The sequence below is a fragment of the Kitasatospora sp. NPDC043950 genome, assembly GCF_056435345.1.
In genome coordinates this window covers 50,100-76,151 of the sequence record NZ_JBWKER010000011.1, presented here as the reverse complement: position 1 = coordinate 76,151, position 26,052 = coordinate 50,100, and the positions used below count along the sequence as shown (strand labels likewise).

The window sequence follows — 26,052 nt, the reverse complement described above, 5'->3', positions numbered from 1 at the left end:
GTGGACGGACTTCTTCGACCGCACGCTCTTTCGTCTGATCAAGCTCCCGCCTGGAGGGGGGCCCCCCCCCCCCCCCCGGGCCCGGCCGGCTCGGCCACGGCGACGGCGGCGGCCACCGCGGCCAGGTAGCGCTCGATCGCCAGGTACTGGCAGAGCAGCGCGACCGGCCGGCCCAGCCGCGCGTACCAGGCGGTCAGCCGGGAGAACGCCGACACCTCGAACCACACCTCGCCGGCGGCGTCCATGGACACCAGGAACGCCTCTTCGCCGCACTCCGGGTGCCCGGGGAGCGTGCCGTACGCGAAGCCGATCCGATCCGGCTCCTCGACCGTCCACACCACCCGGCACGGGATCACCAGCCGGGGCCACCGGCCGCCCGGCAGGCTCAGCCGCAGCAGCACCGTCGACCCCGGCTCGGCCGGCGCGTGCGGGTACACGGCGAAGCCGGTGCCCAGCTGGCTTCCCCAGCCGAGCACGTACCGCCCGGCCCGGGCCAGCACCTGCGGCCCGCGGCCCAGGTGCACCCGCCGCCGCAGGTGCGCGTAGCCGTCCGGCAGCGGGCCGCCGCGGGTGGCGCCGACCTCGGGGTAGGAGGGCGCGGTGGCGCGGGCGGCGAGCAGGCGCCGCTGGAGGTCGGTGGCCATGCGGTCACCGTAGCCGGGCGTCGCGGGCCCGCCGCCGGCGGGTCGCCCGGGGCGGAGGGGGGCGGGGCGTGGGGCGGGGCGGTCCGGCGCTCGGGTCGGGCTCGGGCCGGCGGCGCCTTGCGGCGGGGGCCGGGGGCGGAGTAGGAAGGCGGCATGAGCGACAGCGCGAGGAACGAGGACACGGCGGTCTGCGAGTTCGCCCCCGACGGCGGGGTGCAGGCGGCGCAGGCGGCGCTGGTGCGCGATCCGGCGTCGACCGGGCCGCGGGCCGACTGCGTCCTGTGCGGGGAGCCGACCGAACTGCCCGCCGACCACCCGGGCAGCACGCTCTGCCCGGTCTGCACCTGGCAACAGGCCCAGCGGGTGGCCTGTTCGGGCTGATGCGACGCAGTGTGCCCTAGCCGCAATGCCACCGGCTTGACAGTGCCCGCAAGCCGTTGACCTGCGGCGATGCAGGGCCCAGAAGGCACCGGAAGGCCGCCTCAAGACCGCTGGCAGTGCCCCTGAGCGGTCCCTAGGCGTCCTCCCGCCCGGCCAGGGCCAGGGTCGAGCCGCGTCGCCCCTTGCGGACCAGGAGCTGGGCGGGGATGCGGGTGCGCAGGTCGGCGACGTGGCTGACGATGCCGACCGCCCGGTCGCGTTCGCGCAGGCCGTCGAGGACGTCCATCACCTCCTCCAGGGACTGCTCGTCGAGCGTGCCGAAGCCCTCGTCGATGAACAGGGTGTCCAGCGGCATGCCGCCGGCCTCGTCGGTGACCACGTCGGCCAGGCCCAGGGCCAGGGCGAGGGAGGCGAAGAAGCTCTCGCCCCCGGAGAGCGTCGCGGTGTCCCGCTCGGTGCCCGTCCAGGCGTCGACCACCCGCAGGGCCAGACCCGAGCGCTTGTTGCCGGTGCCCCGGTCGTCGCTGTGCACCAGGGTGTAGCGGCCGCCGGACATCCGGACCAGCCGGTCGCTGGCCGCCGCCGCGACCTGCTCCAGGCGGGCCGCCAGGACGTAGGACTCCAGGCGCATCCGGAGCCGGTTCTCGGTGGAGGTGCCGGCGGCCAGCGCCGCGAGCCGGTTGATCCGCCCGTACCGGGCCAGCGCCGGGGCCAACTCGGCTGCGAGGTCCGCCAGTTGCCGGCCGATCGAGGCCAGTGCCGCGCACCGTTCGGCGGCCGCCGAGCGGGCGGCGTGGGCCCGGCCCAGCCGGTCGGTGGCGGCGCTGAGCGCGGCCGCGGCGGCGGACAGGTCGACCGGCGGACGGGCCGCGGCCTCGGCCAGATCGGGCAGTGCGAGTTCGTGCCGGACGGCGGCGGACTCGGTTCGGTGCCGCTCCAGCCGGGCCGCCAGTCGCTCGCGCTCCGCGCGGGGGAGCAGTACGGCGAGGGCCTCCTCGGGGCTCGGGAAGCCCGCTGCGGCGGCGGCCTCGGCGAGCTCGACCTCGGCGTCCCCGAGCCGGGCCAGCGTCTGCGCGCAGGCCCGCGAGGCCTCGGCCACGGCGGCGACCCGCTCGACCAGCCGCTCCAGCGCGGCCGCCCGCGCGGCGACGGAGGCCGCCTCGCCCCGGGCCGCGGCCACCCGCGCGGCGAGTTCGTGCTGTTCGTGCTGGAGCGCCTGGAGCCGGTCGGTACGGACGGCGGCGCGCTCCCGGGCCTCGCGCAGTTCGGCGAGCCGGCGGTCCTGGTCGGCCGACAAGCGGGCGATCTCCTGCTCGACCCGGCCGAGCGCCTCCGCCGAGTGCAGCGCCTCGCGGTGCTCGCGGTCCAGCTCGGCGAGGGCCTGCGCGAGCGCGTCGGCACCCTCCGGCCCGGCCGCGCCGGTGGCGGTCGCCTCGCGGACCCGCAGCGCGGTGAGGGCCTGGTCCGCTGCCGTCCAGGCCTGTTCGGCGACGGCTTGGGCCCGGCGGGCACGCTCCTCGTCGTCGGCGCCGACCCGGCCGTCGGCGGTCTCGGCGGGTGCCGGGTGTTCGGGCGAGCCGCAGACCCGGCACGCCTCGCCCGCGCGCAGTTGCTCGGCCAGCTCGGCGGCCATGCCCGCCAGCCGCCGCTCGCGCAGGCCGAGGCCGTACTCGCGGGCGTCCAGCGCGGCGGTGCGCAGGGCGGCAGCGCGCGGCTCGGCGGCGGCGATCTCGGCCCGCAGGCCGTCGCGCTCCCGGGCGGCGTCCAGGCGGGTGCTCAACTCGACCCGTCGGCCGTCGAGTTGCTCGACCAGCGCGCCCGCCGACCGGGCCCGGTTCTGCTCCTCCTGGAGGCCTCCGAGCCGCTCGTCATACTCGGCCAGCCAGTCCTCGGCCTCCTCGGCGAACTCGTCGGCCCGCCGGCGCTCCTCGTCCAGGCTCCGCTGCTCGCGGGCGAGTTCGGCGCAGCGCCGCTCCTCCGCCCCGGCGGCCTCCAGCCGGACGAGCCCGGCCCGCAGGCCCCGTTCGGCCTCGGCCAGCTCGGCGGCCCCCGCTTCGGCCAGCGCCGGGCCCCCGGCGGCCGCGCTGCCCGCGCCGCCGTCGCCGGCCAGCACCTCGCGGTGCCGGCGCTCGGCCTCCCGGGCCCGCCGGTGCGCCTCGGCCGCGCCCTCGTGCAGCCGCAGCGCGGACTCCACCCCGACGGCCGCCTGCGCCGCCGCCAGCCGCCGGCCGTCCCGGGCCGCCTCGGGCTCGAACGCGGCCAGCCGGTCGGCCTGGAGCAGCGCCTGCCGGTGGCGGTGCTGCCGCCCGGCCAGCTCCTCGGCGGCCGCTCGCTCGCCCTGGGCGGCGCGTTGCGCCTCCTCGGCGCCCGCCAGCGCCTCCCCGGCGACGGTGAACTGTTCGGCTGCGCCGCTGCGCAGGATCGCCGCCCAGCCGAGCACCCCGGCGGTCAGGTCGGCGGCGTCCTCCTCGGCCGGCACCCAGCCCTCTGCGGGCTCGGCGCCGGGGCCGGACGCCTGCTCGGCCTTGCTGGCGAGATCCCGCAGGCGGCGCCGGCCGGCCTGGACGGCGGCCTCCTGGACGCGCCGCTGCTCCGCGAGCCACCCCTCGACGTGCTGGAACCGCTCGGTGTCGAACAGGCGCCGCAGCAGCTTGCCGCGCTCCTCCGAGTCGCCCTTGAGGAAGCGGGCGAAGTCGCCCTGCGGCAGCAGCACCACCTGGCAGAACTGCTCCCGGTTCATGCCGATCAGCTGGTGGATCTCCTCCCCGGCCTCCTGGTGCGACTTGCTCACCGCCCGCCAGCCGGGCGTGCCGTCCCCCGCGTCGGCGGCCCACTCGCGCAGCAGGGTCTGCGGCCGCTCGACGGTGGTGCCGGTGCCGACCTTCTTCGGCCGCCGCTGCTCCGGCAGCCGGGTGATCTGCAGCCGCCGCCCGCCGAGCGTCAGCTCCAGCCGGACCTCGGTCAGCCTGCGAGCCTCGGCGTGGTCGCTGCGCAGCCGGTTGGCCCGCCGGGTGCCGGGGACGTCGCCGTAGAGGGCGAAGCAGACCGCGTCCAGCACGCTGCTCTTGCCCGCGCCGGTGGCGCCGCGCAGCAGGAACAGGCCGCCGGCGGCGAGCGCGTCGAAGTCGACGCTCTCGCTGCCCGCGAACGGGCCGAACGCGCTGACGGTGAGCCGGTGCAGCCTCATCGGGGCAGGTCCGCCTTCCGGTCGGTGGTCTCCCGGACGCTCTCGAACCCGGCGCGCAGCCAGCCCAGCTCGTCCGGTTCCGGCTCGGCACCCGGGCGCACGTGCCGCAGGAAGCCCTCCGCGATCTCCAGGTCGGCCCGGCCGCTGACCCGGGCCGCGTACGACCGGGAGGGCTCGGCCTCGCTCTCCTCGGGGTCGAAGAGCAGCTGGAGGGTGTGCGGGAAGCGGCGGCGCAGCTTCTCCATCGGCTCGCTCGGGCGGGCCGCGTCGGTGAGCGTCGCCTGTACCCAGGCCTGCTCGTACGGCGCGTACTCGTCCTTGGTGAGCAGCGCGTCGAGGCTGTCGCGCAGGGTGGCGAGCGGGCGCGGGCGCGGGCAGTCGACGCGCTCGGCGGCGACCGAGCCGTCGGCCGCGAGGTCGACCAGCCACATGGTCTTGCGCTGGTCCACCTCGGAGAAGGAGTAGGCGAGCGGCGAGCCGCTGTAGCGCAGGTGCGGGGCCAGGGTCTGGCAGCCGTGCAGGTGGCCGAGCGCGGCGTAGTGCACGCCGTCGAAGACGGAGGCGGGCACCGAGGCGACGCCGCCGACCGCGATGTCCCGCTCGCTGTCGCTCGCCGTCCCGCCGGTGACGAAGGCGTGCGCCAGCACCACCGCGCGGGTGCCGGCCGGGCGGGCCGCGAGATCGGCCCGGACCTGGTCCATCGCCGCGCCGAGCACCGCCGCGTGCCCGCCGCGCTCCAGCCCGAACCGCTCGCGCACCAGCGTCGGCTCCAGGTACGGCAGCCCGTAGACCGCCACCGGCCCGTGCTCGTCCGCCAGCAGCACCGGGGCGGCGCACTCGCCCGGGTCGGTGCGCAGGTGGATGCCGGCCCGGCCGATCAGCCCGGCGCCGACGCCGAGGCGGCGGGCCGAGTCGTGGTTGCCGCTGATGAACACCGTCGGCACGCCCAGCCCGGCCAGCCGGTGCAGCACGTCGTCGAACAGGGCGACCGCGTCCAGGCCCGGCAGCGCCCGGTCGTACACGTCCCCGGAGACGAGCACGGCGTCCACGCGCTCGGCCCGGACCACGTCCACCAGGTGGTCCAGGAACGCGCGCTGGGCGTCGTGCAGGCTCTCCCGGTGGAAGGAGCGGCCCAGATGCCAGTCGGAGGTATGCAGCAGTCGCATGGTTCCCGACCTTAACGTCCGGTACTGACAGTCCCGTCCGGATCAGGAGACCCGAGGGTCTCGGGACATGCGCGTTCGATTACTCGGGGTGGATTGTCAGTGGCTCTGTGTATGTTCCTCGACGTCGGCGGTTCCGGGGTCGGGGCCGTCGGCGGTGTCCGGTGCTGGGCTAGTCGGTGGGAGGAACCATGCGGGTGTGGTCGTCGGGTCGTGAGGGCTCCGGGGTTGCGGAGCGTTGTGCGGGGCGTTGTGGGGGCCCCGGGGGTTCCGAGTGTTCCGGGGCCGTGGATGTCTTCGGGCGGTCGCGGGTCCGCCGGCGGGTGCTGCTGCGCGCCGGGCGGCGGGCCGGGGCGGACGGTGGGCCGGGCGCTCCCGGTGGGGCCCGGCCGTCCGGTGGTGACCGGCCGCCGGGAGGGCGTGCGGGCGGGGCGGGTGCGCGGGGGCGCCGCGGCGGGCGGGCCCGGGGTGCTCCGCCGCCGCAGCCGGTGGCGGTCGCGCTGGCGGCGGCTGCGGCCGACTTCGCCGGCCTCGCGCGGTACGGGTTGTTCGGCCGGCTCGCCCACCAGGAGTACCTGCGGCGCTCGGAGGAGCAGCTGAGGGCCCTGCACGCGCAGGGCCTGGAGGTGCACTTGCGGGTCCTGGAGGCGGGTGACTACGAGGACTACTGCACGGCGCTCGGCCTCGACCCCCGGACGCCCGCCGCCCGGGTCGCGTACGCGGGCGATCCGGAGCTGGCCGGGGAGCCCTTCGTCTACGCGGGGGAGCGGCTGGCCGAACTGCTCCCGGTCCTGCTGGACGACCACCGGGCGCGGGTGCGGATGTCCGTCGCGGGCGTGGCCCTGCTGGAGGCGGTCGGCGACGACCCGGACGGGCAGCGGCGGCTGGCGGCGGTGATGGGGTACGTGACGTCGGTCTACCTCGCGCTGGCCGAGGGCGCGGGGGAGGGTTGCCACCTGCTGACGCTGCGCTGCCACGGCCCGGAGGACGGCGAGCAGCTCAGCTCGGCGGTGGAGGTCTGTGTGGAGGCGGGCGGCCTCTACCCCGCCGGGCGGGACACCGAGGCGTTCTGCGTCACGCTGGCGGCGGGGGTCGCCGGTGGTGGGGCGGGGGCGTTGCTGCTGCACGGCGATCCGGGCGTCCCGGCGCCCGGGGCCCCGGCCTCGGACGGGCCGTGGGTGCGCGGTTGGGCGCTGGCCGGCGGGCGGTTGCGGCCGATGACGGTGCACGAGGTGTTCGACGAGCTGGCCGACGACGCGGCGCGCGGGCTGCCGTTCCCGCCCGGGGTGGTCCCGCGACCGGGCTTCCCGCTGCCGGGCTTCCCGGAGCCCGGCTCGGCTGGGCCGGGGGAGGGGGGTGGGCCGCTGGGGTGATCAGGGGGTTTCCACCCCTGTCATCCACCATGCGGCGCTGGGGACTGTTCATCGACCGCCTGTTCGGGGAAGATTCGGAGAAGATCAACAGCAGGAGCGCGTGGTGCCCCACGCCGCCGCTCCGGCCGCTCCGCTCCGTACCGTGCTCCGCAGGTCCGTCCCGCGCACTGCCGGTCCGGCGAGCCCGACAGCGAGAGGGGGACGCATGAGCCGGATCGAGTACAGCGCGGAGATCGCCGAGCTGCTCGGCAGGGTGCGCCGGCGTCCCACGGCGGGGTGGCCGTGGCGGCCGGGCGAGCAGGTGCCCGAGGGGCTGCCGGTGAAGCAGTCCTGGGGGTGGCTGTTCGCTCCCGACGGGCGGGTGCTGACCCTGGTCAACCCCAGGGACGGGATCTGCTCGCTCCCCGGCGGATCGCTGGAGCCGGAGGACGCCGGGGATCCGGCCTCCGCGCTGGCTCGGGAGGCGGCCGAGGAGGCCCAGGCCGTGATCGGCCGACCGTACTACCTCGGTTACCTCTACGACCGGGTCGGCTCGGCCAACGGCGGGCACGAGTGCGCGCGGGTCCGGATGGCGGCGGCGCTGCGCGCGGTCGGCCCGAGCGCGGCCGACCCGGCCTCCGGCCGGCACTACCGGCGGCTGCTGGTCGCGCCCGGACTCGCCGTCGAGCTGCTCGGCTGGGGCGCGCCCGGGCTGCGCCAGGCCCGGGTGGCGGTCGCCACCGCCGCCCGCCGGCTCGGCGTGCCGGTCGCCGCGAACGAGGCGATCGAGGAGCTGCCGGTGGAGGGCTGCGTGGTCTTCCCCGGCGCCGTCTATCCGGATGCGGTGTGCTCGGACGCCGGTTGCTCGGATGCCGTCCACCCGGATGCGGTGTGCCCGAGCGAGCCTCACCCGGGCCTCGCGTAGCCCGAGGAGGGGCTGCCGGGTGCCGGCGCCGTCCGTCTGATCCGTGGTCAGGGTTTCGAGCCGGAGTCGCGTGCGTCGGAGTCCGCGTGCGCTGACGCCCTTGCGCCCGGGGTCGGTTCGTGCGGGGTCGGTTCGTGTCGCGCCGGTTCGCGCCGGTTCTCGGCGCGCTGTGCCATGGCGAGCCCCGGCACCCCGCGACGCGTCGTACGGCGGGTGGCCCGGCGGTGGCCGGGCCGTAACGGTGTCCTGGCCGTGCCCTGACTACCAACTGACCACTCGCTGACTTTTTCACCGACCACCGTCTACGCGCGATGACCGACGCCCGTCGGCGTACACCGGCGCTGACCAGCGCCAACTCACGCCCTGTGGACGGTGGTTCACTTCTGCGTTGTCGGACAGCCCGTCAATGTCCTTGGCATGAGCGCTTCCCGGTTCACCTACTGCCTGGTATCACTTCTGTGACCCATACCACACCAGGAGGTGCCATGCTCCGTCCAGCTCGCGCCATGTCCGTTGCCGCGATAGCGGCTCTGCTCACTCTGACCACGTTGTTCACCGCGTCATCCGCGAATGCGGCGAGCGTCAACTACGTCGCTCTCGGGGACTCCTACTCCGCCGGTGTCGGTGCCGGCAGCTACCTGAGCGACAGCGGCAACTGCAAGCGAAGCACCAACGCCTACCCGTACCTGTGGAAGAACGCGCACTCGCCGTCGTCCTTCTCGTTCGTCGCGTGTTCCGGCGCCAGAACCGGAGACGTCCTCAGCAACCAGATCTCCGCGCTGAGCTCCAGCACCACGCTGGTCAGCCTGTCGGTCGGCGGCAACGACGCCGGCTTCGCCGACACCATGAAGACCTGCGTGCTGGAGTCGGACAGCACCTGCCTCAGCGCCGTCAGCACGGCCCAGAACTACGCCCGCAACACCCTGCCCGCCCAGCTGGACAAGGTGTACTCGACGATCCACGCCAAGGCGCCGAACGCCCACGTGGTGGTGCTGGGTTACCCGCACCTCTACAAGATCGGCGGCAGCTGCATCCTCGGCATCAGTGACACCAAGCGCGCCGCGATCAACGGTGCCGCCGACACGCTGGACGAGGTCATCGCCAAGCGGGTCGCCAACGCCGGCTTCAGCTTCGGCGACGTGCGCAGCATCTTCACCGAGCACGAGATCTGCGGCTCGCAGACCACCTGGCTGAACAGCGCCACCCTGCCGGTCGACGAGAGCTACCACCCGAAGGCCGCCGGCCAATCCGGTGGCTACCTCCCGGTCTTCACCCAGTCGTAACGGCTTCGCGCCGGTAGGCCGTCGCTTCAGGGCGCCGCCGAACCGGCACACGGGCCGTCGGCCCCTCTCCCCGAGCGCGGGGAGAGGGGCCGACGGCATTCGTGCGTCTCAGTCCCGGGCCGGACCGGGCCGCAGCGGCGGGAACGGGATCCCGGCGAGCGTCGGCAGCAGTTCCGCTTCCTCGTAGTCGAGGTGCGCCTCCAGCTCGGCCGACATCCGGTCCAACTCGGCCCGGAGCCGGTCCGGTTCGGTGACCTCGATCCCGGCCAGCAGCGCCACCAGCTCCTCCCTGATCCGCCCGATCACCAGGTGCTGTTCGCCCAGCTGTTCCAGCACCCCGGCCAGTTCCGGGTGGTTGCGCGCGAGCGCGGGGAAGATCGCGGCGTCCTCGCCGGCGTGGTGGTGCGTCAGCCCCTCGCAGAAGGCGAGGCAGTGCTGGCGCAGTTGGAGCCCGAGGCCGGCCGGTCGGCCCGCGATGTGCGAGTGCGCCTCCTCCCGGACGTGGCGTAGCTGCGCGCGCAGCCAGGTGTGCGCCTCCAACAGCTTGTCGGCGAGGCTGCGCACCTCGCGCGCGGGTGTCTCGGGCTGCTCCAGGACGACCACCGGTAGTTCCCGGTCGGTGTTCGCCTGGTAGTCGCCGTACCCGGGCGCCTGCCGGACGACAGCCGCGAACAGCCGCTCCCGTCGGGCGCCTTCGGCGGGTACGGCGATCACGTCGAACGCCTCGGAGCCGAGTTCGACCCGGACCACCGGTCGGGCGAGCAGGTTGCGGTACCACTGCGGGTGGTCCGGCGCCCCGGCGGCGGAGGCGACGACCAGGAGCAGCCCCTCGGCCCGGACGTATCCGAGCGGCACGGTGTGCGGCTTGCCCGAGCCGGCCCCGGCCGTGGTGAGCAGCAGCAGGTCGCCGCCCTCGAACGGGCCGCCCACCCGCCCGCCGTTGGCGCGGAACTCCTCGATGACGCTCTGGTTGAACTGGTGGACATGGTTCGTGGACATGGGTGTGGACATGAGTGTGGGTGAAGTCTCCTACAGGGATTGGGAGTCACGGCCACACGCGGTGCATGGGCGCGCACGCGGACACCGCAGTGACCGCCTACGTCAGATCAGGGCAGCGGAGAAAGTGCTCATCGCGCATCGTCCCTCGGATAAAAGGTGCTCGCCCGGCGGCCGGCCGGCCCACTACTCTGTGGCCGGCGCCACGCTGCACGCCCCCATTAGAGCCACGCCGCGGACGCCCTGTCAACGAGCAAGATCGCCGACGAAAGTTCCCTGACCGGGATCGTCGACGAAAGGGGAGGGAACGCCGTCGTGGAGCGCATCGTCGACCTCGACCACGCCGCCGAGCGGATCGCCGCCCGGGCCGTACGCTGGCGGGCCGCCGGCCTGAGGGTCGGCGCGCTCACCTGGCGCGACGCCCTGGCCCCGTGGCCGCAGCCGCTGGAGACGGACCGCGCCCGCGTCACGGACCCGGACTCCGTCGGCGTCCAGGTCGTGGACCCGCTGTCCGGCGGCGAGCTGCACGTGGTGCTGTTCCGGGGCGGCTGGGCCGACGTCGAGTACCTCGCCGCCGGCTGGGAGGAGCAGGAAGACGCCGAGGGCGGAGTGATCCCGGCCAACGACTTCACCGGCGCCGCCGACTTCGACGAGCGCCTGCGCGGCTGGATGGCGCACGTCTTCGGCTGATCCCGGCCGCCGGTGGACGGGAGCCCGGTGAGTGGGTGCCCCCGTCGGCGGGCGCCCTGGGGAGCCCGCCGACGGCGACGCGTCAGTGCAGGTAGTCGACCAGGCCGGCCGGCTTGAGCCCGGCCGCGTCAGCGGCGGCGAGGGCGCGCTGGAGGTCGGCGGCGAGGGTGTCGGTCCAGTGCATCAGGACGACGTCGCCCGGCTGCAACAGGCCCGGGTGCCAGATGTTGGACGCGCCCCAGCTGAAGTCCGCGTCGGCGGTGAGCACGGTGCGGATGCCGCAGTTGGCGGCGGCCTGGAGGGTGTCGGCGTTCCAGGCGAAGTACGGCGGGCGGAAGGCCACCGGCGTGGTGCCGAACTGGCGGGTCATGGCGTCGCGGGCGTCGCAGATCTCGATCTGCTGCTGCTCCAGTGGCAGTTTGCTGAGGTCGGAGTGGGAGACGCTGTGGTCCTGGATGGAGGAGCCGGGCACGGCCGTGACGCGTCGGAAGAAGTCGGGGTCGGTGCCGGCCGGCATCGGCAGCGGGAAGGCGGTGATCGGTAGCCGGTGGTCGGCGATGAACTTCTCCGCCTCGGGGGTGCGCTGCCAGCCGTCGTCGACAGTGAAGAAGACGACCTTGTCGCTGGTGGGCGCGGATCCGGCGGCCACGGCCGGGGCGGGCGCGGGGCCGTCCACCCGGACGTCGTCGACCGAGAACGGGCCCTGCTGGTACCAGCCGTGGACGTAGAGCCGGACGCTGTGCGCGTTCGGGCCGGTGGTGAACCGGGTGGTGAGCTGCTGCCAGCCGCCGCCGGTGGTCTCGGTCCAGGCCGGGGCGACATCCCTGCCGGTGCCGGTGGCGCCCAGGTAGACGAAGGCGCCGCGGACCCAGGCCGAGGCGGTGTAGGTGGTGTTGGGCTGGACGGCCACGGTCTGCGCGCACTCGCCGGTGGAGTCGGCGGTGGCCGGCGTGACGGTGAGTGCGGAGGCGCCGGAGTGCGCGGCGGTGGTGGTGACGGCGGCCTCGGCCGGGCCGCCGGTGCACTTCCAGCCGGGGACGGCGCCCCAGTCGGAGAGGTCGGGGACGGGCAGTTCGAAGCCGGGGTTGGTGGCCAGGTTGACGGTCGGGCCGCTCGGGGTGCTCGGACCGCTCGGGGCGCCGGCCGGGGCGGGCCCGGGGGCGGCGGAGGCCGCCGGGGCGGCGAAGGCGGTGAGCAGCGCGACGGAGGCGGCCAGCGCGGACAGGCGCGTGAACTGGCGCGTGGACTGGCGCGCGGACAGGCGCGTGAACTGGCGCGTGGACAGGCGCGCGGACGGGCGCGTGGACATCGACACGAGAGGACTCCTGCATGTGGGGGACACGCCCGTGGGGAGGGCGTGGCGGAATCGGAACCCTGGAACCGGGGCCTTGGGTCGGGCCCCTGGAACCGGGCTCGCGGGACCTGGGTGCTCCCGGAGGGGCGGGAGCGGATGGTGCGCCGCACTCGGACCGAGGAGAAACAATGGACTGGACCAATCGGCCCGTCAAGGGAACGGCCGGTGAACCGAAGCCCACCGCACCCGCCGCAAAAGGGACAAGACGATCCGTCAGGGGACGTACAACTCCGCGATGTCATCGGCGTAGTACTCGGCGATCGCCGCCCGGCGCAGCTTCAGGGAGGGCGTCAGCAGCCCCTGGTCCTGGCTGAACTCGCGGGGCAGCAGCCGGAACGCGCGGATCGACTCGGCCCGCGACACCGCCGTGTTCGCCGCCGCCACCGCGCGCTGGACCTCGGTGTGCAACTGCTCGTCCGCGAGCACCGCCCACGGGTCCAGCTGCTCCAGCCCGTGCGTCTTCAACCAGTGCGCCAGCGCCGCCGGGTCGAGCGTGATCAGCGCGGCCACGTACGGGCGGTCGTCGCCCACCACCAGGCACTGGGAGACCAGCGGATGCGCGGCCACCCGCTCCTCCAGCGCCGACGGGGCCAGGTTCTTGCCGCTGCTGGTGACGATCAGGTCCTTCTTGCGGCCGGTGATGGTCAGGTAGCCGTCCTCGTCCAGCCGGCCCAGGTCGCCCGTCCCGAACCAGCCGTCGATCAGGGACTCCGCCGTGCACTGCGGGTGGTTGAGGTAGCCGCCGAAGACCGAGCCGCCGCGCACCCAGACCTCGCCGTCGTCGGCGAGGGCCACCGACGAGCCCGGCAGCGGATGCCCGACCGTGCCCAGCTTCTGCCGCCCGATCGGGTTGGCGGTGATCGCGGCGGACGTCTCGGTCAGCCCGTAGCCCTCGTACAGGTGCAGGCCGGCGCCGGTGAAGAAGAGGCCGAGTTCGCGGCGCAGCGCGGAGCCGCCGCACATCACGCTGCGCACCCGGCCGCCGAGTACGGCCCGCAGCCGTTGGTAGACGGTCCGCTCGTAGGCGAGGTGGCGCAGCCGCAGCTTGGGGCTGGGCCCGGGTCCGCGCCCGAACGCCTTCTGCTCCCGGGCGGCGGCCCAGTCGACGGCCACCTGCCGGGCCTGTTCGAAGAGTTCGCCGCGCCCGGCGTCCTCGGCGGCCCGCCGGGCCTGCTGGAAGATCTTCTCGAAGACGTACGGGACGACGTGCAGGAAGGTCGGCCGGAAGGACTCCATCGCGGGCAGCAGGGCGTCGGTGGAGACCTCGGGGACGTGTCCGATCCGGAAGCCGCCGCGGATCGCCGCGACCTGCACGGCCCGCCCGTAGACGTGTGCCAGCGGCAGGAACAGCAGGGTGGACGGCTGTCCGCCGCCGGTGTCGTGGAAGGCCTCCCGCCAGCCGCCGAGCAGCGCGTCGGCCTCGGCGGCCAGGTTGGCGTGGGTGATCAGGCAGCCCTTGGGGCGGCCGGTGGTGCCCGAGGTGTAGACGACGGTGGCGACGTTCCCGGCCGTGACGCCGAGCCGCTGGCGGTGGACGAGCGAGTCGGGCACGTCACGGCCGTCCTCGGTGATCGCGGCGACGCAGTCGCGGTCCAGCTGCCAGATGCCGGTGAGGTCGGGCAGCGCGTCGCAGACCGCGCCGACCGTCATCGCGGCGTCCTCGTCCTCGACCAGGCAGGCCACCGCCTGGGTCTCGGCGAGGATCCAGCGCACCTGCTCGGCCGCCGCGGTGGGGTAGACCGGGACGGTGATCGCGCCGATCGACCAGAGCGCGTAGTCGAACAGCGTCCACTCGTAGCGGGTGCGGGACATCAGGGCGACCCGGTCGCCGTAGCGCACGCCCCGGGTGAGCAGGCCCTTGGCGAGGGCGAGCACCTCGTCGCGGAACTCCCGCGCGGTGACGCCCCGCCACTCGCCCCGGTGCCCGAACCGGTGCCCGTCCCGGTGCCCGTCCCGGTGCTCGTCGCGGTGCTCGGCGGGTCCGGCGGAGTCAGCGGGGCCCGGCGGGCCGACGCGGCGGGCCAGCTGCACCAGGTCCGGTGTGCGTTCGGCGGTGTCGTACAGCGAGTCGGCGAGTCCTCCGGTGGCTTCGGGCCCGGCCACGGCGGGGGTGGTGAACTCGCGCACATTCCCCCCGTTGGCGTCTCGCGGCGGCACTGCCCGCGCCGGAACCGGTGTCGGCGCCGGAGGCCGTGGCGGCGGTGCCGGGCCGCGCAGGTGGAGCGAAACTATCGGATCGGCCTGTCACTGCCCAGGGTTGTGACCGTGACGCGACGAGATCGGCACCGGTCCCTGCGGAAGGTGTCGCCGCCGGGGAGGAACCGCGTGCGTTCGGTGATCGGGCAAACCGGGCGGCGGCGGATGATCCGGACGCGAGCCCGCAGTGACCGGGACCCGATCCTGACGTGTGCGGGGCAAGCCGGGGAAGTGGACTGGTTCGACCCTCGAACGAGTGGTCAGGGCGTAGTAGGCTCTCGCAGACCTGCGACCGGGGGCCTCCCGGCCAGGCCCGATCCGACGACGCACCATCCACGCCGACCAGCCCCGAAGCCGATCTCCGAAGCCCGCACCCGAAGTCCTTTCCGAAGCCCTTTCCCAAGCCTTTTCCGGCCGAGCCCCGCGGCTCCTCCGAACCGCTCCCCGTCCGCGCCTGGCACTTCCCGACCGAGGACTCCATGCGTCTGCGCAGCAGCTCGATCCGCGCGAAGATCATCGCGCTGCTCCTGGTGCCCATCGTCGCGCTCACCGCGCTGTGGGTGTACGCGACCTTCGCCACCACCGGAGACGTCTGGGGCCAGCTGGAGATCAGCCGTACGTATAAGGAGTTCGGGACCCCGGTCGACCAGTACGCCGACGATCTGCAGAACGAGCGCCGCGCGGCCGTCCAGCGACTGGCCGTCCCGAACTCGCAGGTCGCCACGGACGCCTACGAACACGCCAAGGCCGCCACCGATCGTAGCCTCGACGTCCTGCGGCAGAAGAAGGACCACGTGGGCGGCAAGCTCTCCAGCTCCCAGCGCGGCCGCTTCCTGCAGATCATCGCCGCCGCCGACCAGATCGGACCGCTGCGCGCGCAGGTCGGCCGCTCCGCGCTCAACTGGGAGTTCGCGCTGGGGCAGTACAGCGACCTGGTCAAGCCGGTGTTCGGCTTCCGGTCCGCCTACGTCGCCCGGCAGACCGGCCAACTCCCGCGCCAGGGAACCATCCTGATCGAGCTGGTGCGCGCCCGCGAGTACCTGGCGCAGGAGGACGCGGCGATGGAGGGCCTGCGCGGCGGCGCCGCCAAGCCCACCGCCGAGCAGTACCAGATCGCCCTGGACGCCCTGCACAACCAGCAGGCCCTGTTCACCGTCTACATCGCCGAACTCGAACCCGCCGACCAGTCCGACTACATCGCCCTGCGCGGTGGCGAGGCCTGGGCCGCGCTGGCCCGCGCCGAAGCGGACTTCGTCGGCGCCGGCGGCCCCGAGCGGGTCGCCCAGGCGATCAACGGCGACTCCTGGCGGGAGACCGCCGACCGGGCGCTCGGCGACCTCACCTCGATCAACACCCGGATCGCCAACGGGATCGGCGAGCGCGAACGGTCCGCCGCGATCGGGATGCTCTGGCGGGGCGGCATCGCCGGCGCGATCGGCCTGGTCGCGGTCGTCCTGTCGGTGCTGATCTCCTTCCGGATCGGGCGCGGCCTCGCCCGCGAACTGATCGGACTGCGCAACGCGGCCAACGAACTGGCCGGCGCCCGGCTGCCCTCCGTCATGCTGCGGCTGCGCCGGGGCGAGGCGGTGGACGTCGCGGCCGAGGCGCCCGAACTACGCTTCGGGGCAGCCGAGATAGGCCAGGTCGGCCAGGCCTTCAACGCCGTCCAGCGGGCCGCCGTCGAGGCGGCGGTCGAACAGGCCGAACTGCGGCGCGGCGTCTCGGCGGTGTTCGTCAACCTGGCCCGGCGCAGTCAGGTGCTGCTGCACCGCCAGCTCACCCTGCTCGACACCATGGAGCGCCGCACCGAGAACCCGACCGAGCTGGCCGACCTCTTCAAGGTCGACCACCTCACCACGCGCATGCGGCGGCACGCCGAGGGCCTGATCATCCTCGCCGGCGGCTCGCCCGGGCGCGCCTGGCGCAAGCCGGTCCGGATGGTGGACGTGGTCCGCGCGGCGGTCGGCGAGGTCGAGGACTACGCCCGGGTGATCGTCCGGCCGTTCCCCGGCACCGGCCTGCTGGGCAGCGCCGTCGCGGACGTCACCCACCTGATCGCCGAACTCGTCGAGAACGCCGCGGTGTTCTCCCCGCCGATCACCCAAGTCACCGTCCAGGGTGAGGTGGTGGCACACGGATTCGCGCTGGAGATCGACGACCGCGGGCTCGGGCTGAGCGATCAACTCCTCGCCGACATCAACGAACGCCTCGCTGTGGAGCAGGAGTTCGACCTCGCCGACACCGACCGGCTGGGCCTGTTCGTGGTCAGCCGGCTGGCCCGGCGGCACGGCATCCGGGTCCACCTGCGCCCGTCCCCGTACGGCGGGACGACGGCGGTCGTGCTGATCCCGCGCGAACTGCTCGCCGAGGCGCCGGACGGCCTGCCCGAGCCGCCGCCCACCGGACAGCGCTCCGCCCCGGTCCGGCGCGGACAGCGCGACCTGATCGCCGTGCCCGCGCTCGGTGGTGGCGGTGGCGGTGGCGGTGGCGGTACGGCGGAGGGCTCGGCTCGGGCCGCTGCCGGTGCCGGGTCCGGGGCCGGTTCCGTTGCGGGGGAGGACGAGCGGCACCGGGGCAGCGGCGGTCCCCGGCCGTCCACGTCCGAGCCTGCCCGGACGCCGGGCGGGCTGCCGCGACGGGCCTCGCGGACCAAGGGCGGGCCGGTGCTGGTGCCCGCGCCGCCCAGGGACACCGAGGACGGTGCGGCGACGGGGCGCCACCGTCGGGACGAGCCGACCACGGCCGCTCCCGTCCTCGACGGGCCCGCGGACCCGCCGTTGGTCGCAGGCCCGCGGACCGAGGGCGGGCTGCCCCGGCGGGTCCGGCAGGCGAACCTCGCGCCGCAGCTCAAGGAACAGCTGAAGGAGCGCCTCCGGGACCGGACCGACCACGGGCCCGAGGACGAGGCCGCGCTCGCCGCCCGCCGGGCCCGGGAGGCCCAGGAGGCCGAGCGGGCGCGTGAGCGCTCGCCCGAGGAGGCGCGGGCCACCTTCGCCTCGTTCCAGCGCGGCTTCACCCGGGGGCGCGGTGCCGCCACGTCCGGGTCGGCCCCGGCGAGTGCCCGACCCGCCGCCGTACCCGTCTGGCAGCCGCCGGACCCCGCCCGGCGGGCGATCAGTCCGGCACCCGCCCCGGCGGCGCTGTCCGCGCCGTCGGACGGTGCCCGGGCGCCGCTCGCCCGTCGGGTGCCGCCCGGTCCGCCCGTCCGGCGGAACCCGGCGCCCGCACCCACGGCACGACCCGTGCCACCTGCATCAAGGGCAACACCTGAACCATGGGCAACACCTGCACCATCGGCAGCACCTGTACCAACAGCACCACCTGCACCACCCGCTCCATCGGAAGGAACTGATTCATGACCACTTCGACGCAGCCGTCCGGGGACCTCAACTGGCTCCTGGACGACCTGGTGGGGCGCGTCGCGGCCCTGCGGCACGCCGTGATCCTCTCCAGCGACGGCCTGGCCACCGGCGCCTCCCGCGACCTCGACCGCGAGGACGCCGAGCACCTGGCGGCCGTCGCGGCCGGGTTCCACAGCCTGGCCAAGGGCGCCGGCGGGCACTTCAAGGTCGGCGGGGTCCGCCAGACGATGGTGGAACTGGACGAGGCGTTCCTGTTCATCACGGCGGCCGGTGACGGCAGCTGCCTGGCCGTGCTGAGCGAGGCCGAGGCCGACATCGGCCAGATCGCCTACGAGATGGCGCTGCTGGTCAAGCGGGTCGGCGAGCACCTGGCCGCCGAGCCGCGCACCGAAGCCGCGCCGCCGGGGAGATGAGTGGTCCGATGGCGGATCCGAAGGCTGAGGCGGCGGGGCGGCCCGAGCCGGGCGGCTCGGCCGCGTCGGCCGCGTCGGCCGGGACGGCAGGTACGGCAGGGGAGGTGGCGGAGCAGATGGGCCAGGACGGGGCCGAGTCCGACCTGCTCCACCCGCATGCCCCTGCCGACGACCGCTGGTTCGACGACGAGGCCGGCCCGGTCGTGCGGCTCTACTCGATGACCCGCGGCCGCACCCGGCCGGTCGAGGACGGCCTGTTCGACCTGATCTCGCTGATCACCGCCGCCGAGCCCGGGCCGAACGCGGGGGCCGTGCCGGCGCACGTCCTCGACCCGGAGCACCAGACCCTCCTGGCCTGGTGCCGCCGCGAGCCGCTGTCCGTCGCCGAACTCGGCTCCTACACCGACCTGCCGGTCAGCGTCGTCCGGGTGCTGCTCGGCGACCTCTACGACGCCGAGCTGATCAGCGTCACCCGACCCGTTCCGCTCGCCGAGCTGCCGGACGAGCGCCTGCTGCGAGACGTGATCAATGGACTCCGTGCGCTCTGACCACGACGGCCGCGCCGCCGCCGGCGGTACCTCTGGTGGCGGCACTCCCGGCACCCCCGTCGGCCACGGCTCCGGCGGTCGCGCCAACGACCCGCGCTGGCGCGGTGGCCCGGCCGTCGCGGTGAAGATCCTCGTCGCGGGCGGCTTCGGCGCGGGCAAGACCACGCTGGTCGGCTCGGTGAGCGAGATCCGACCGCTGCGCACCGAGGAGGAGCTCAGCGAGCTGGGCCGCCCGGTGGACGACACCTCGGGCGTGGAGGCGAAGCGCACCACCACCGTGGCGATGGACTTCGGCCGGATCGACCTGCGGCCCGGACTCGCGCTGTACCTGTTCGGCACGCCCGGGCAGGACCGGTTCTGGTTCGTCTGGGACGAGTTGGCCCGCGGCGCGCTCGGCGCACTGGTGCTCGCGGACACCCGGCGGCTGGCCGACTGCTTCCCCTCGGTCGACTTCTTCGAGCAGCGCGGCGTCCCGTTCGTGGTCGCGGTGAACTGCTTCGACGGCACCGAGCGGTTCTCCCCGGACGAGGTCCGCGACGCGCTCGACCTCGACCCGGACATTCCCGTGCTGCTGTGTGACGCACGCCTGCGGGAGGACGGGAAGGAACTCCTGGTCGCGCTCGTCGAGCACGCCGCCGCCCGTCGCCACCGCGCCCCGGCCCGGACCTGACGCCGCCGCACCCCGGTCCTGGCGCCGCCGCGACCCGGTCTGACGACACCGCGCCCCCGGTTCGGCACTGCACCCGCACAGAGGCTTCACAGAGCCTCCGAGCCACCCGACGTCTCATTCGGTTGTCCGCATCCCGGACGTTCGGTGTGCCGAAGGTTGCCTAGACCGGCCCGGCGTGGAAGGCTCTGGGCACGAAAGCCGCCCGGCCATGCCGTCGGGAGGGCCGGAAACGTTCCGTTCACGAAGGCGCGCATCGACGACGACGCGCCATTGTGCAGAGCAAGGGGGAGGGCAGCAGGATGACCGTCGGCCAGCAACGTGCCACGACCGATCCCGCCCCCGTCACGCCGGTGCTCACCGTCCGCCGCTACATCGACCAGGCGCTGATCTGCAGCGCCTGTTGTCGGTGACCGGCCGGCCCCTTCCCGGTACGTCCCCGACGATCCCGGCCCACCCGGCCGCCGTCTGACGCACCGCCAATCCCGTCGACCAGGCCGTAGCGGACCCGCCCCATCCGGCGTGCCCGCGACCGCCGATCCGGACCCGCCTCGCGGAGAGACCACCAGTGAACATCGCCTGCACCAGCCCCGCCCCCGGCATCGCCGGCCGTCCCCGCTCGACCGGGGCGGCCTCCGCGCTGTGCGACGGTGGACCGGCCAGGCGGTGGAACGGGCGCGCGAACCGCGCCGGGGACAGCCACCAGGGTCACCTCGACCTTGAGCCGTTCTGGCCGTCCCGGCAGCCGCACCTGTTCGATCAGACGTGTCCGGGCTCGCCCAGCGCGTCCCGGCCCTCCGCAGGCTGATTCCGGATCAGCCCGGCAGTACGCCCGGTCGACGCGCAGACGACTCCACCCCGTCCGTCACGCGCGAAATGAGCGGCACACCATGTCTTCTTCATCCACGGCCACCCTGCCCCTGCCTTCCGCGACCCCGCACCTGCGCGCGGTCCGTTCCGTCCCCGGCGTCCTCCCGGCCGGGTCCGGCCTCTCCGGCGCGCCGGGCTCCTCCGCCTCCCCGCTGTCGCACGGCTCGCCGGCCGCCGAGCGATGGCCCGGGGGAGCGGTCCGGTCCTCCCATGCGGCCCCGTCCCGTCCGGCGGGCGCGGGCGTCGCACCCCAGCCGGGCGCGGTCCTCCCGGCCGCGCCGGCTGCCCTGCTCGCCGCGCTGCCCGAGGGCGCGACCGTCGTCGCCGCCCTGCCGCAGGGCGCGCTGCCGCAGGGTCTGCTCGCCCAGTACGGCACACAGTTCGGCGCCGGTACCGGGAACCCGATGGTCGGGTACCTGGTGCTCGTGCCGGCCGACAGCCCGGTGGCGGCGGTTCCCGGTGCGTCCCTCGGCGGGCCCTCGGCTGCGCAGCACGCCGGTGCGCCCGTGAGTGTGCCCGCACAGGGCGGTGTCCGTCCGGTCCGACCGGCCGGGCGCGGCATCGCCGTCGATGCGGAGCGGCGCAACGCCTACGTCGACGGGCGGCTGCTCGACCTCACCTACCTGGAGTTCGAGCTGCTCGCCCACCTCACCGAGCACCCGCAGCGGGTGCACACCCGGGACCACCTGGTCTCGGCGGTCTGGGGTTACGGCCACGTCGGCGACGGCCGCACGGTCGACGTGCACGTCGCCCGGTTGCGCCGCAAGCTCGGACCGGTCTACCGCGACACGATCGTGACGGTCCGTCGGGTCGGCTACAAGTACACCCCGGCCGGCTGATCGGCCACTGAACCTCCTGCCGCGGCGGGTTGCCCGTGACCTCGTGGAACGGGCAGCCCGCTGCGGCATTGTGACGTGACGTCAGGCACGCTGGTCGGGCGGCAGCAGCAGGACGGCGAGTGCGTCGGCGCAGGTGCGGGCGTGGCCCAGGAACCAGTCCAGGCGGTCGTCGGTCAGGTGCGCCGGGGTCGAGCGGACGGCCAGCGCGAACCGGGCCTGCCCGGTGCCGTCCAGGACGGGCACGGCCACCGTCCGCACTCCGGCAGCCGACTCGCCGTCGTTGAGTGCGTACCCGGAGCTCCGGACCTTCGCCAACTCCTCGTCGAGCAGCGCCGGTTCGGTGATCGTCCGGTCGGTGAACGACGGCAGCGGGCCGAGCGCCGACACCGCCGGCTCACCCGGGCGCGGCCAGGCCAGCAGCACCTTGCCGAGCGCCGTGGAGTGCAGTGGCCGGCGCAGCCCGAGGCCGGTGTCCGGGCGGACGGAGGCCCCCACCAGGATGACCGCGTGCGGACCGCTGCGGATCGCGAGGTCTGCGGTCGCACCGGTGCGTCGGGACAGCCTGTCCAACTCGGGTGCGGCCAGGTGCAGTCCGCGCTGGTGGAAGGTGAGTTGGCCGAGTTCGGCGACCGCCGGGCCGAGCCGGTAGCGCGCGGTCTGCTCGTCCTGCTCCAGGAAGCCGGCGCTCACCAGCGTCCGGGCCAGCCGGTGCGCGGTGGAGACCGAGAGGTCCATCCGGCGGGCCAGGTCGGAGGCGCTCAGGTCGGGGCCGTTGTCGTGGAAGCAGTGCAGCAGCCCCAGCGCACGCTGGACGGCCTGCGCACCGGCCGGCGGGCCCTGGACGGCGGTGGCGGCCTCGGCCATGGCACCTCGCGTTTCGGTTCGGGAATCCGGCTGGATCACCGGGAGGAGTCTCAGCGTAGGGCAGCGAGTGCTGCGGGATTGTGTCGACGACGTTGCAATGGAATGGCGTTGATGAACAAGTGATCCCACCATGTGGCAAAACCTTGCCTCCGGCTCGATCGTCGTGGAACGCTCCTCACATCGCGCCGGACGCCCGCCGCCCGGCGCACCACCCGCAACCCCGACCCGCAGGAAGGAGCGACGCCGTGACGATCCACCGGTGCCCCGCCTCCTGCGCGTGTTGTCGCTGACGCTCCCCTCGCGCCGCACCGTCCGGCGTTCCCCGCCTCGCGCGACTCACGGCCTCGCCCGTCTCGCCCGACACGCCCGACCCGCCCGACCCGCCCGCCTCGCCATCTCGTGCAACTCCCCGACGCCGTGGGCCCCGTGACCCGCGCGGCGTGCCCAGACCCGTAGCCTTCCGGCGCCCGCCGAACCCGCCCCCTCCGCAGAGGACCACACCCCGTGCCCAGCCCTTCCCCCAGTGCCCCCGACACCCTCTGGTTCACCCGCTGCCCGGTGCCCACCGCCACCGGGATCGCCGCCGACCAGGGTTGGCTCGCCCGCGAGTTCGCAGCCGACGGTATCGCCGTCCGCTCGCTCCAGGACGCCCCGCCGGAGGTGGCCGCAGACCACCACTACACCCACGCGCTCACCGGACTGTTCCGCGAGGGCGGCAACGTCCCGGCGCTGTGGGCCCGTTCGCACGGCGAGCGGACCCGGCTGGTCGGCCTCACCTGGATCGAGGAGCGCCAGGTGGTCCTGGTCCGGGCCGGCAGCGGCATCACCGACCCCGGCGACCTGCGCGGGTTGCGGCTGGCGGTCCCACATCATGACATCGGCATCGACTTCTGGCGGGCGATGGCCCTGGCCGGCTTCCGTGGCGCCCTCGGCCTCGCCGGGCTCACGCTGGACGATGCCGAGCTGGTCGACGTCCCGGGCCTACCCGGCGGCGGGCAGTGGGCCGGCGAGCTGGCCGCGCTGCGGGACGGGGTGGTGGACGCCGTGTACGTGAAGGGGGCGCTCGCCGTCGAGGCGGCCCGCCGGGTCGGGGCGGAGGTGGCTGTGGAGCTGGACGCGGTGCCGGACCGCCGGGCCCGGGTCAACAACGGGACGCCCCGGCCGGTCACCGTCCACCAGCAACTGCTGGACGAGCAGCCGGAGCTGGTCGCCCGTTTCCTCGCCGTTCTGCTGGAGGCCGCCGACTGGGCGGCCGAGCACCCGGCGGAGGTGGTGCGGATCCTGCGGGCCGAGACCGGCGCGGGCGTCGAGGGCGTGGCCGGGGCGTACGCGCCGGGTAGCCACCGCACCCTGCACCTGGACCTCTCGGCGGAGCGCCTGGAGCTGCTGGCGCAGCAGGAACGATTCCTCGGGGAGCGGGGATTCCTCGCCGCCCCGGTCGACATCCCCGGCTGGGCCGACCCGGAACCACTGCGCGCCGCCCGCGAGCTGCTGCGTGAACGGCGCCGCGCCGCGGTGGGCGGCTGAGCGCCGTCGACCGCCGGCTGACAGATCACAACTAACAGATTTCAGCAGACAGATTTCAGATAACAGATTTCGAAAGTTGTCACTTGTCAGCTGTCCTTCGTTTGGAGACCCCGTGAAGACCCCCCGCTTCGCCCTCGCCGCCACCGCGCTGCTCGCCTCCACCGCACTGGCCGCCTGCGGCTCGTCCGCCGACGGGGCCAAGGCCTCCGCCGACGGCGGGGCCGGCGGCAAGGCCGACGTGGTGCTCCGCCTGCCCGACCCCGGAAACAACGGGTTCCTCGCCCGCGGCAAGAAGGACGGCTCGCTGGACAAGGCTCTGGCCGCCGTCCACGCGAAGGTCGCCTGGACCGGCAGCGCGGGCCCGTTCGCCCCGGCCGCACAGGCCCTGTCCGCCGACCAACTGGACGTCGCCCAGGGCTCGATCACCTCGGCCGTCGCCGCGCTCGCCCAGAAGCCCGGCTTCAAGCTGTTCGCCCAGACCGCGCCCGACGGCGTCGGCGAAGGGATCCTGGTGAAGAACGACTCGCCCATCAAGTCCGTCCAGGACCTGGTCGGCCGCAAGGTCGCCGTCTCCCAGGGCGGCACCAGCGAGTACCTGCTGCTCAAGGCGCTGGAGAAGAACGGCGTCCCGGCCGACAAGGTCGAACGGGTCTACCTGCGCGCCGACCAGACGGCAGGTGTCTTCAACTCCGGCCAGGTGGACGCCTGGGCGACCTGGAACACCTTCTCCACGCCCACCATCGCCAACGCCGGGGCGCACTTCCTGGCCAACGGCAAGGAGGTCGGCTCCGACAACTACGCCGTCTGGGCCGTCCGCAACGGCTTCGCCGACAAGCACCCCGAGGTGGTCAAGACCTTCTACACCTACCTGCGCGAGAACGGCCTCAAGGAGAAGGCGGACCCGGCCGCCTACCTCAACGTCTTCACCGACTCCGGCCCGACCGCCGTCACCCCCGCCGAGAAGGACATCGCGGTGAACGTCAGCGGGCAGGGCGCCGCCGCGGAGGCCATCTCCGACGCCGACACCGCCCGCTTCGGCACCGTCGCCCGGTTCTTCGCCGACCAGAAGGTCACCAAGCAACTCGTGGACGTCAAGCCGTACCTGATCGACATCAACAAGCTCGGGGACGGTGCCAAGTGACCACCGCCGCCCCCGAACGCGCCACCGACGAGACCCGAACCGCCCTCGACGCCGGACTCGTCACCCCGCACACCAGGCGGCGGCGACCCCGCCCGCGCGCCCTCGCCGTGATCCTGCGCACCCTGGGCCCGCTCGCCCTGCTCGGCGGCTGGGCGCTCGCCTCCGCCACCGGCGCCCTCACCCAGGACGTCCTCGCCTCACCCGCCCAGGTCGCCGAAGCCGTCGGCGAGTTGTGGGGCAACGGCCAGCTCGCCGATGCCCTCGGGGTCTCCCTCACCCGGGCCGGCCTCGGCCTGTTCTTCGGCGCGACCACCGGTCTGGTGCTCGGCGTGGTCACCGGCTTCACCCGGCTCGGCGAGGAACTGCTCGACTCCGCGATCCAGGTGCTGCGCACCGTCCCGTTCCTGGCGCTGGTCCCGCTGTTCATGGTGTGGTTCGGCATCACCGAGACCGCGAAGGTCGCCCTGATCGGCGTCGCCACCAGCTTCCCGATGTACGTGTCCGCTTCCGGCGGCGTCCGCAACACCGACCGCAAGCTGGTAGAGGCGATGCGCAGCTTCGGGCTCGGCCGCTGGGCCATCGTGCGCACCGTCGTCCTGCCCGGCGCGCTGCCCGCCCTGCTGTCCGGCCTGCGGCTGTCGATGACGCTCAGCGTGATCGCCCTGATCGCCGCCGAGGAGATCAACTCCACCGAGGGGATCGGATACTTGATGGCCCAGGCGCAGAACTACTCGCGCACCGACATCCTCGCCGTCTGCATCCTGATCTACGGGTTGCTCGGCCTTACCGCCGACGCGGTCGTCCGGGTCCTGGAACGCCTCCTGATGCCGTGGCGCCAGGCCGTCCAGGGGGCAGCCCGATGAGCACCGCTACCTCCGCGACCTCTGCCGCCTCCGCGCCTGCGACCTCCGCGCCCGCGACCGCGGCTCCGGCCGTCCACCTGCGGGGCCTGCGACGGGTGTTCGGCACCCGGGCCGTCCTCGACGGCGTCGATCTCTCCATCGCCCGGGGCGAGTTCGTCGCGCTGCTGGGCGCCAGCGGCACCGGCAAGACCACCCTGCTGCGCATCCTCGGCGCGCTCGACCGGGCCGACGAGGGCACCGTACTCGTCCCGCCGGTGCGAACGGTGGTCTTCCAGGAGCCCCGACTCGTGCCGTCCAAGCGGGTGTTGGCCAACGTCACGGTCGGCCTGCCGCGCGGCGCCGCCACCCGGGAGACCGGACTCAAGGCGCTCGCCGAGGTCGGCCTCGACAAGCACGCCGACGCCTGGCCGGCCACCCTCTCGGGTGGCGAGGCGCAGCGCGTCGCCCTCGCCAGGGCCCTCGTCCGCGAACCCCAACTGCTGCTGCTCGACGAGCCGTTCGCCGCACTGGACGCGCTCACCCGACTGCGCATGCAGGACCTGGTCGGTGACCTCGTCCGCCGCCACCGCCCCGCCGTGCTGCTGGTCACCCACGACGTGGAGGAGGCCGTCCGGCTCGCCGACCGCGTCGCCGTCCTGCGCGACGGCCTGCTCGTGCGCGACGAGCCGGTCGCCGTCGACCACCCCCGCGACCCCGCAGACCCGGCCTTCGCCGACCTGCGCCGCCGACTGCTGGCCGACCTCGGCGTCCACTGACCCGTAATCGGCCCCACCGAACCGTCCTCGAT

At 74.5% G+C, this 26,052-nt stretch carries 21 protein-coding genes; 14 read left to right on the top strand and 7 right to left on the bottom strand.

Annotated elements, in window-relative coordinates; all coding sequences use genetic code 11:
• Positions 1–38: 38 nt before the first annotated feature.
• Positions 39–644: a DUF1990 family protein gene (locus AC07BF_RS10045; RefSeq protein ID WP_478333197.1), complete on the bottom strand. Its 606-nt coding sequence runs from the start codon at positions 642–644 to the stop codon at positions 39–41.
• A 153-nt stretch (positions 645–797) separates the two neighbouring features.
• Here AC07BF_RS10045 and AC07BF_RS10040 point away from each other — a divergent pair, with 153 nt between their 5' ends.
• On the top strand, positions 798–1,025 hold the full coding sequence (locus AC07BF_RS10040; protein ID WP_363627559.1) for a hypothetical protein: 228 nt from the start codon (positions 798–800) through the stop codon (positions 1,023–1,025).
• Positions 1,026–1,158: 133 nt separating this feature from the next.
• On the opposite strand, the gene AC07BF_RS10035 is transcribed toward AC07BF_RS10040, so the two are convergent.
• On the bottom strand, positions 1,159–4,212 hold the full coding sequence (locus tag AC07BF_RS10035) for an AAA family ATPase (RefSeq protein WP_478333196.1): 3,054 nt from the start codon (positions 4,210–4,212) through the stop codon (positions 1,159–1,161).
• Positions 4,209–5,378, bottom strand: a complete 1,170-nt coding sequence (locus AC07BF_RS10030; protein ID WP_363579319.1) for an exonuclease SbcCD subunit D — start codon at positions 5,376–5,378, stop codon at positions 4,209–4,211. The genes AC07BF_RS10035 and AC07BF_RS10030 overlap by 4 nt, the downstream gene beginning before the upstream one ends.
• A gap of 485 nt (positions 5,379–5,863) precedes the next feature.
• Between AC07BF_RS10030 and AC07BF_RS10025 the strand changes: the two genes are divergently transcribed.
• From AC07BF_RS10025 to AC07BF_RS10015, 3 genes are all read left to right on the top strand, one after another.
• Positions 5,864–6,748, top strand: a complete 885-nt coding sequence (locus AC07BF_RS10025) for a hypothetical protein (protein WP_363579317.1) — start codon at positions 5,864–5,866, stop codon at positions 6,746–6,748.
• A gap of 205 nt (positions 6,749–6,953) precedes the next feature.
• Positions 6,954–7,652 carry a hypothetical protein gene (locus tag AC07BF_RS10020; RefSeq protein WP_363579315.1) on the top strand — a complete coding sequence of 233 codons (699 nt, stop codon included), beginning with the start codon at positions 6,954–6,956 and terminating at the stop codon, positions 7,650–7,652.
• Between the two features lie 485 nt (positions 7,653–8,137).
• Positions 8,138–8,935 carry an SGNH/GDSL hydrolase family protein gene (locus AC07BF_RS10015; RefSeq protein ID WP_400325800.1) on the top strand — a complete coding sequence of 266 codons (798 nt, stop codon included), beginning with the start codon at positions 8,138–8,140 and terminating at the stop codon, positions 8,933–8,935.
• Between the two features lie 108 nt (positions 8,936–9,043).
• Here the strand turns inward: AC07BF_RS10015 and AC07BF_RS10010 are convergent, their stop codons facing one another.
• The gene (locus AC07BF_RS10010; protein ID WP_478333195.1) at positions 9,044–9,934 is read right to left on the bottom strand and encodes a nitroreductase/quinone reductase family protein; all 891 of its coding nucleotides are present in this window, start codon (positions 9,932–9,934) and stop codon (positions 9,044–9,046) included.
• A gap of 312 nt (positions 9,935–10,246) precedes the next feature.
• On the opposite strand from AC07BF_RS10010, the gene AC07BF_RS10005 reads away from it, so the two are divergent.
• Positions 10,247–10,621 (top strand): hypothetical protein, encoded by a 375-nt coding sequence (locus AC07BF_RS10005; protein ID WP_400804980.1) that lies wholly within the window; start codon positions 10,247–10,249, stop codon positions 10,619–10,621.
• Between the two features lie 82 nt (positions 10,622–10,703).
• Here the strand turns inward: AC07BF_RS10005 and AC07BF_RS10000 are convergent, their stop codons facing one another.
• Complete coding sequence (locus AC07BF_RS10000; RefSeq protein ID WP_478333224.1) at positions 10,704–11,930, bottom strand: polysaccharide deacetylase family protein; 1,227 nt, start codon at positions 11,928–11,930, stop codon at positions 10,704–10,706.
• Positions 11,931–12,188: 258 nt separating this feature from the next.
• On the bottom strand, positions 12,189–14,102 hold the full coding sequence (locus AC07BF_RS09995) for an AMP-dependent synthetase/ligase (RefSeq protein ID WP_478333194.1): 1,914 nt from the start codon (positions 14,100–14,102) through the stop codon (positions 12,189–12,191).
• A 548-nt stretch (positions 14,103–14,650) separates the two neighbouring features.
• On the opposite strand from AC07BF_RS09995, the gene AC07BF_RS09990 reads away from it, so the two are divergent.
• The 5 genes from AC07BF_RS09990 to AC07BF_RS09970 all read left to right on the top strand — a co-directional run bounded on the left by AC07BF_RS09990 (position 14,651) and on the right by AC07BF_RS09970 (position 20,870).
• Entirely contained in the window at positions 14,651–17,530 is a 2,880-nt protein-coding gene (locus AC07BF_RS09990; RefSeq protein ID WP_478333193.1) for a sensor histidine kinase, read from the top strand.
• Entirely contained in the window at positions 17,527–17,946 is a 420-nt protein-coding gene (locus AC07BF_RS09985) for a roadblock/LC7 domain-containing protein (protein WP_063349983.1), read from the top strand. Before AC07BF_RS09990 ends, AC07BF_RS09985 begins: the two co-directional genes overlap by 4 nt.
• An 8-nt stretch (positions 17,947–17,954) precedes the next feature.
• Positions 17,955–18,494 (top strand): DUF742 domain-containing protein, encoded by a 540-nt coding sequence (locus AC07BF_RS09980; protein WP_478333192.1) that lies wholly within the window; start codon positions 17,955–17,957, stop codon positions 18,492–18,494.
• Positions 18,495–18,615: 121 nt separating this feature from the next.
• Complete coding sequence (locus AC07BF_RS09975) at positions 18,616–19,164, top strand: GTP-binding protein (RefSeq protein WP_478333223.1); 549 nt, start codon at positions 18,616–18,618, stop codon at positions 19,162–19,164.
• A gap of 1,019 nt (positions 19,165–20,183) precedes the next feature.
• Complete coding sequence (locus tag AC07BF_RS09970; protein WP_478333222.1) at positions 20,184–20,870, top strand: winged helix-turn-helix domain-containing protein; 687 nt, start codon at positions 20,184–20,186, stop codon at positions 20,868–20,870.
• Positions 20,871–20,951: 81 nt separating this feature from the next.
• Here the strand turns inward: AC07BF_RS09970 and AC07BF_RS09965 are convergent, their stop codons facing one another.
• On the bottom strand, positions 20,952–21,734 hold the full coding sequence (locus AC07BF_RS09965; protein ID WP_363579304.1) for an IclR family transcriptional regulator: 783 nt from the start codon (positions 21,732–21,734) through the stop codon (positions 20,952–20,954).
• Between the two features lie 504 nt (positions 21,735–22,238).
• On the opposite strand from AC07BF_RS09965, the gene AC07BF_RS09960 reads away from it, so the two are divergent.
• From AC07BF_RS09960 to AC07BF_RS09945, 4 genes are all read left to right on the top strand, one after another.
• Positions 22,239–23,261, top strand: coding sequence for an ABC transporter substrate-binding protein (locus tag AC07BF_RS09960; RefSeq protein ID WP_363627552.1), 1,023 nt, complete (start codon positions 22,239–22,241; stop codon positions 23,259–23,261).
• A gap of 112 nt (positions 23,262–23,373) precedes the next feature.
• On the top strand, positions 23,374–24,402 hold the full coding sequence (locus AC07BF_RS09955; protein WP_363579300.1) for an NrtA/SsuA/CpmA family ABC transporter substrate-binding protein: 1,029 nt from the start codon (positions 23,374–23,376) through the stop codon (positions 24,400–24,402).
• Positions 24,399–25,265, top strand: a complete 867-nt coding sequence (locus tag AC07BF_RS09950; RefSeq protein ID WP_478333191.1) for an ABC transporter permease — start codon at positions 24,399–24,401, stop codon at positions 25,263–25,265. Before AC07BF_RS09955 ends, AC07BF_RS09950 begins: the two co-directional genes overlap by 4 nt.
• On the top strand, positions 25,262–26,020 hold the full coding sequence (locus AC07BF_RS09945) for an ABC transporter ATP-binding protein (protein ID WP_363579296.1): 759 nt from the start codon (positions 25,262–25,264) through the stop codon (positions 26,018–26,020). Before AC07BF_RS09950 ends, AC07BF_RS09945 begins: the two co-directional genes overlap by 4 nt.
• Positions 26,021–26,052: the final 32 nt, after the last annotated feature.

Bases quoted from the DNA above. Each gene is read 5' to 3' on its own strand.
- AC07BF_RS10010 (WP_478333195.1), bottom strand. From the start codon at position 9,934: ATGTCCACGAACCATGTCCACCAGTTCAACCAGAGCGTCATCGAGGAG.
- AC07BF_RS09965 (WP_363579304.1), bottom strand. From the start codon at position 21,734: ATGGCCGAGGCCGCCACCGCCGTCCAGGGCCCGCCGGCCGGTGCGCAG.
- AC07BF_RS10045 (WP_478333197.1), bottom strand. From the start codon at position 644: ATGGCCACCGACCTCCAGCGGCGCCTGCTCGCCGCCCGCGCCACCGCG.
- AC07BF_RS10035 (WP_478333196.1), bottom strand. From the start codon at position 4,212: ATGAGGCTGCACCGGCTCACCGTCAGCGCGTTCGGCCCGTTCGCGGGC.
- AC07BF_RS10040 (WP_363627559.1), top strand. From the start codon at position 798: ATGAGCGACAGCGCGAGGAACGAGGACACGGCGGTCTGCGAGTTCGCC.
- AC07BF_RS10030 (WP_363579319.1), bottom strand. From the start codon at position 5,378: ATGCGACTGCTGCATACCTCCGACTGGCATCTGGGCCGCTCCTTCCAC.
- AC07BF_RS09985 (WP_063349983.1), top strand. From the start codon at position 17,527: ATGACCACTTCGACGCAGCCGTCCGGGGACCTCAACTGGCTCCTGGAC.
- AC07BF_RS10015 (WP_400325800.1), top strand. From the start codon at position 8,138: ATGCTCCGTCCAGCTCGCGCCATGTCCGTTGCCGCGATAGCGGCTCTG.
- AC07BF_RS10000 (WP_478333224.1), bottom strand. From the start codon at position 11,930: ATGTCCACGCGCCCGTCCGCGCGCCTGTCCACGCGCCAGTTCACGCGC.
- AC07BF_RS10020 (WP_363579315.1), top strand. From the start codon at position 6,954: ATGAGCCGGATCGAGTACAGCGCGGAGATCGCCGAGCTGCTCGGCAGG.
- AC07BF_RS09990 (WP_478333193.1), top strand. From the start codon at position 14,651: ATGCGTCTGCGCAGCAGCTCGATCCGCGCGAAGATCATCGCGCTGCTC.
- AC07BF_RS09945 (WP_363579296.1), top strand. From the start codon at position 25,262: ATGAGCACCGCTACCTCCGCGACCTCTGCCGCCTCCGCGCCTGCGACC.
- AC07BF_RS09980 (WP_478333192.1), top strand. From the start codon at position 17,955: ATGGCGGATCCGAAGGCTGAGGCGGCGGGGCGGCCCGAGCCGGGCGGC.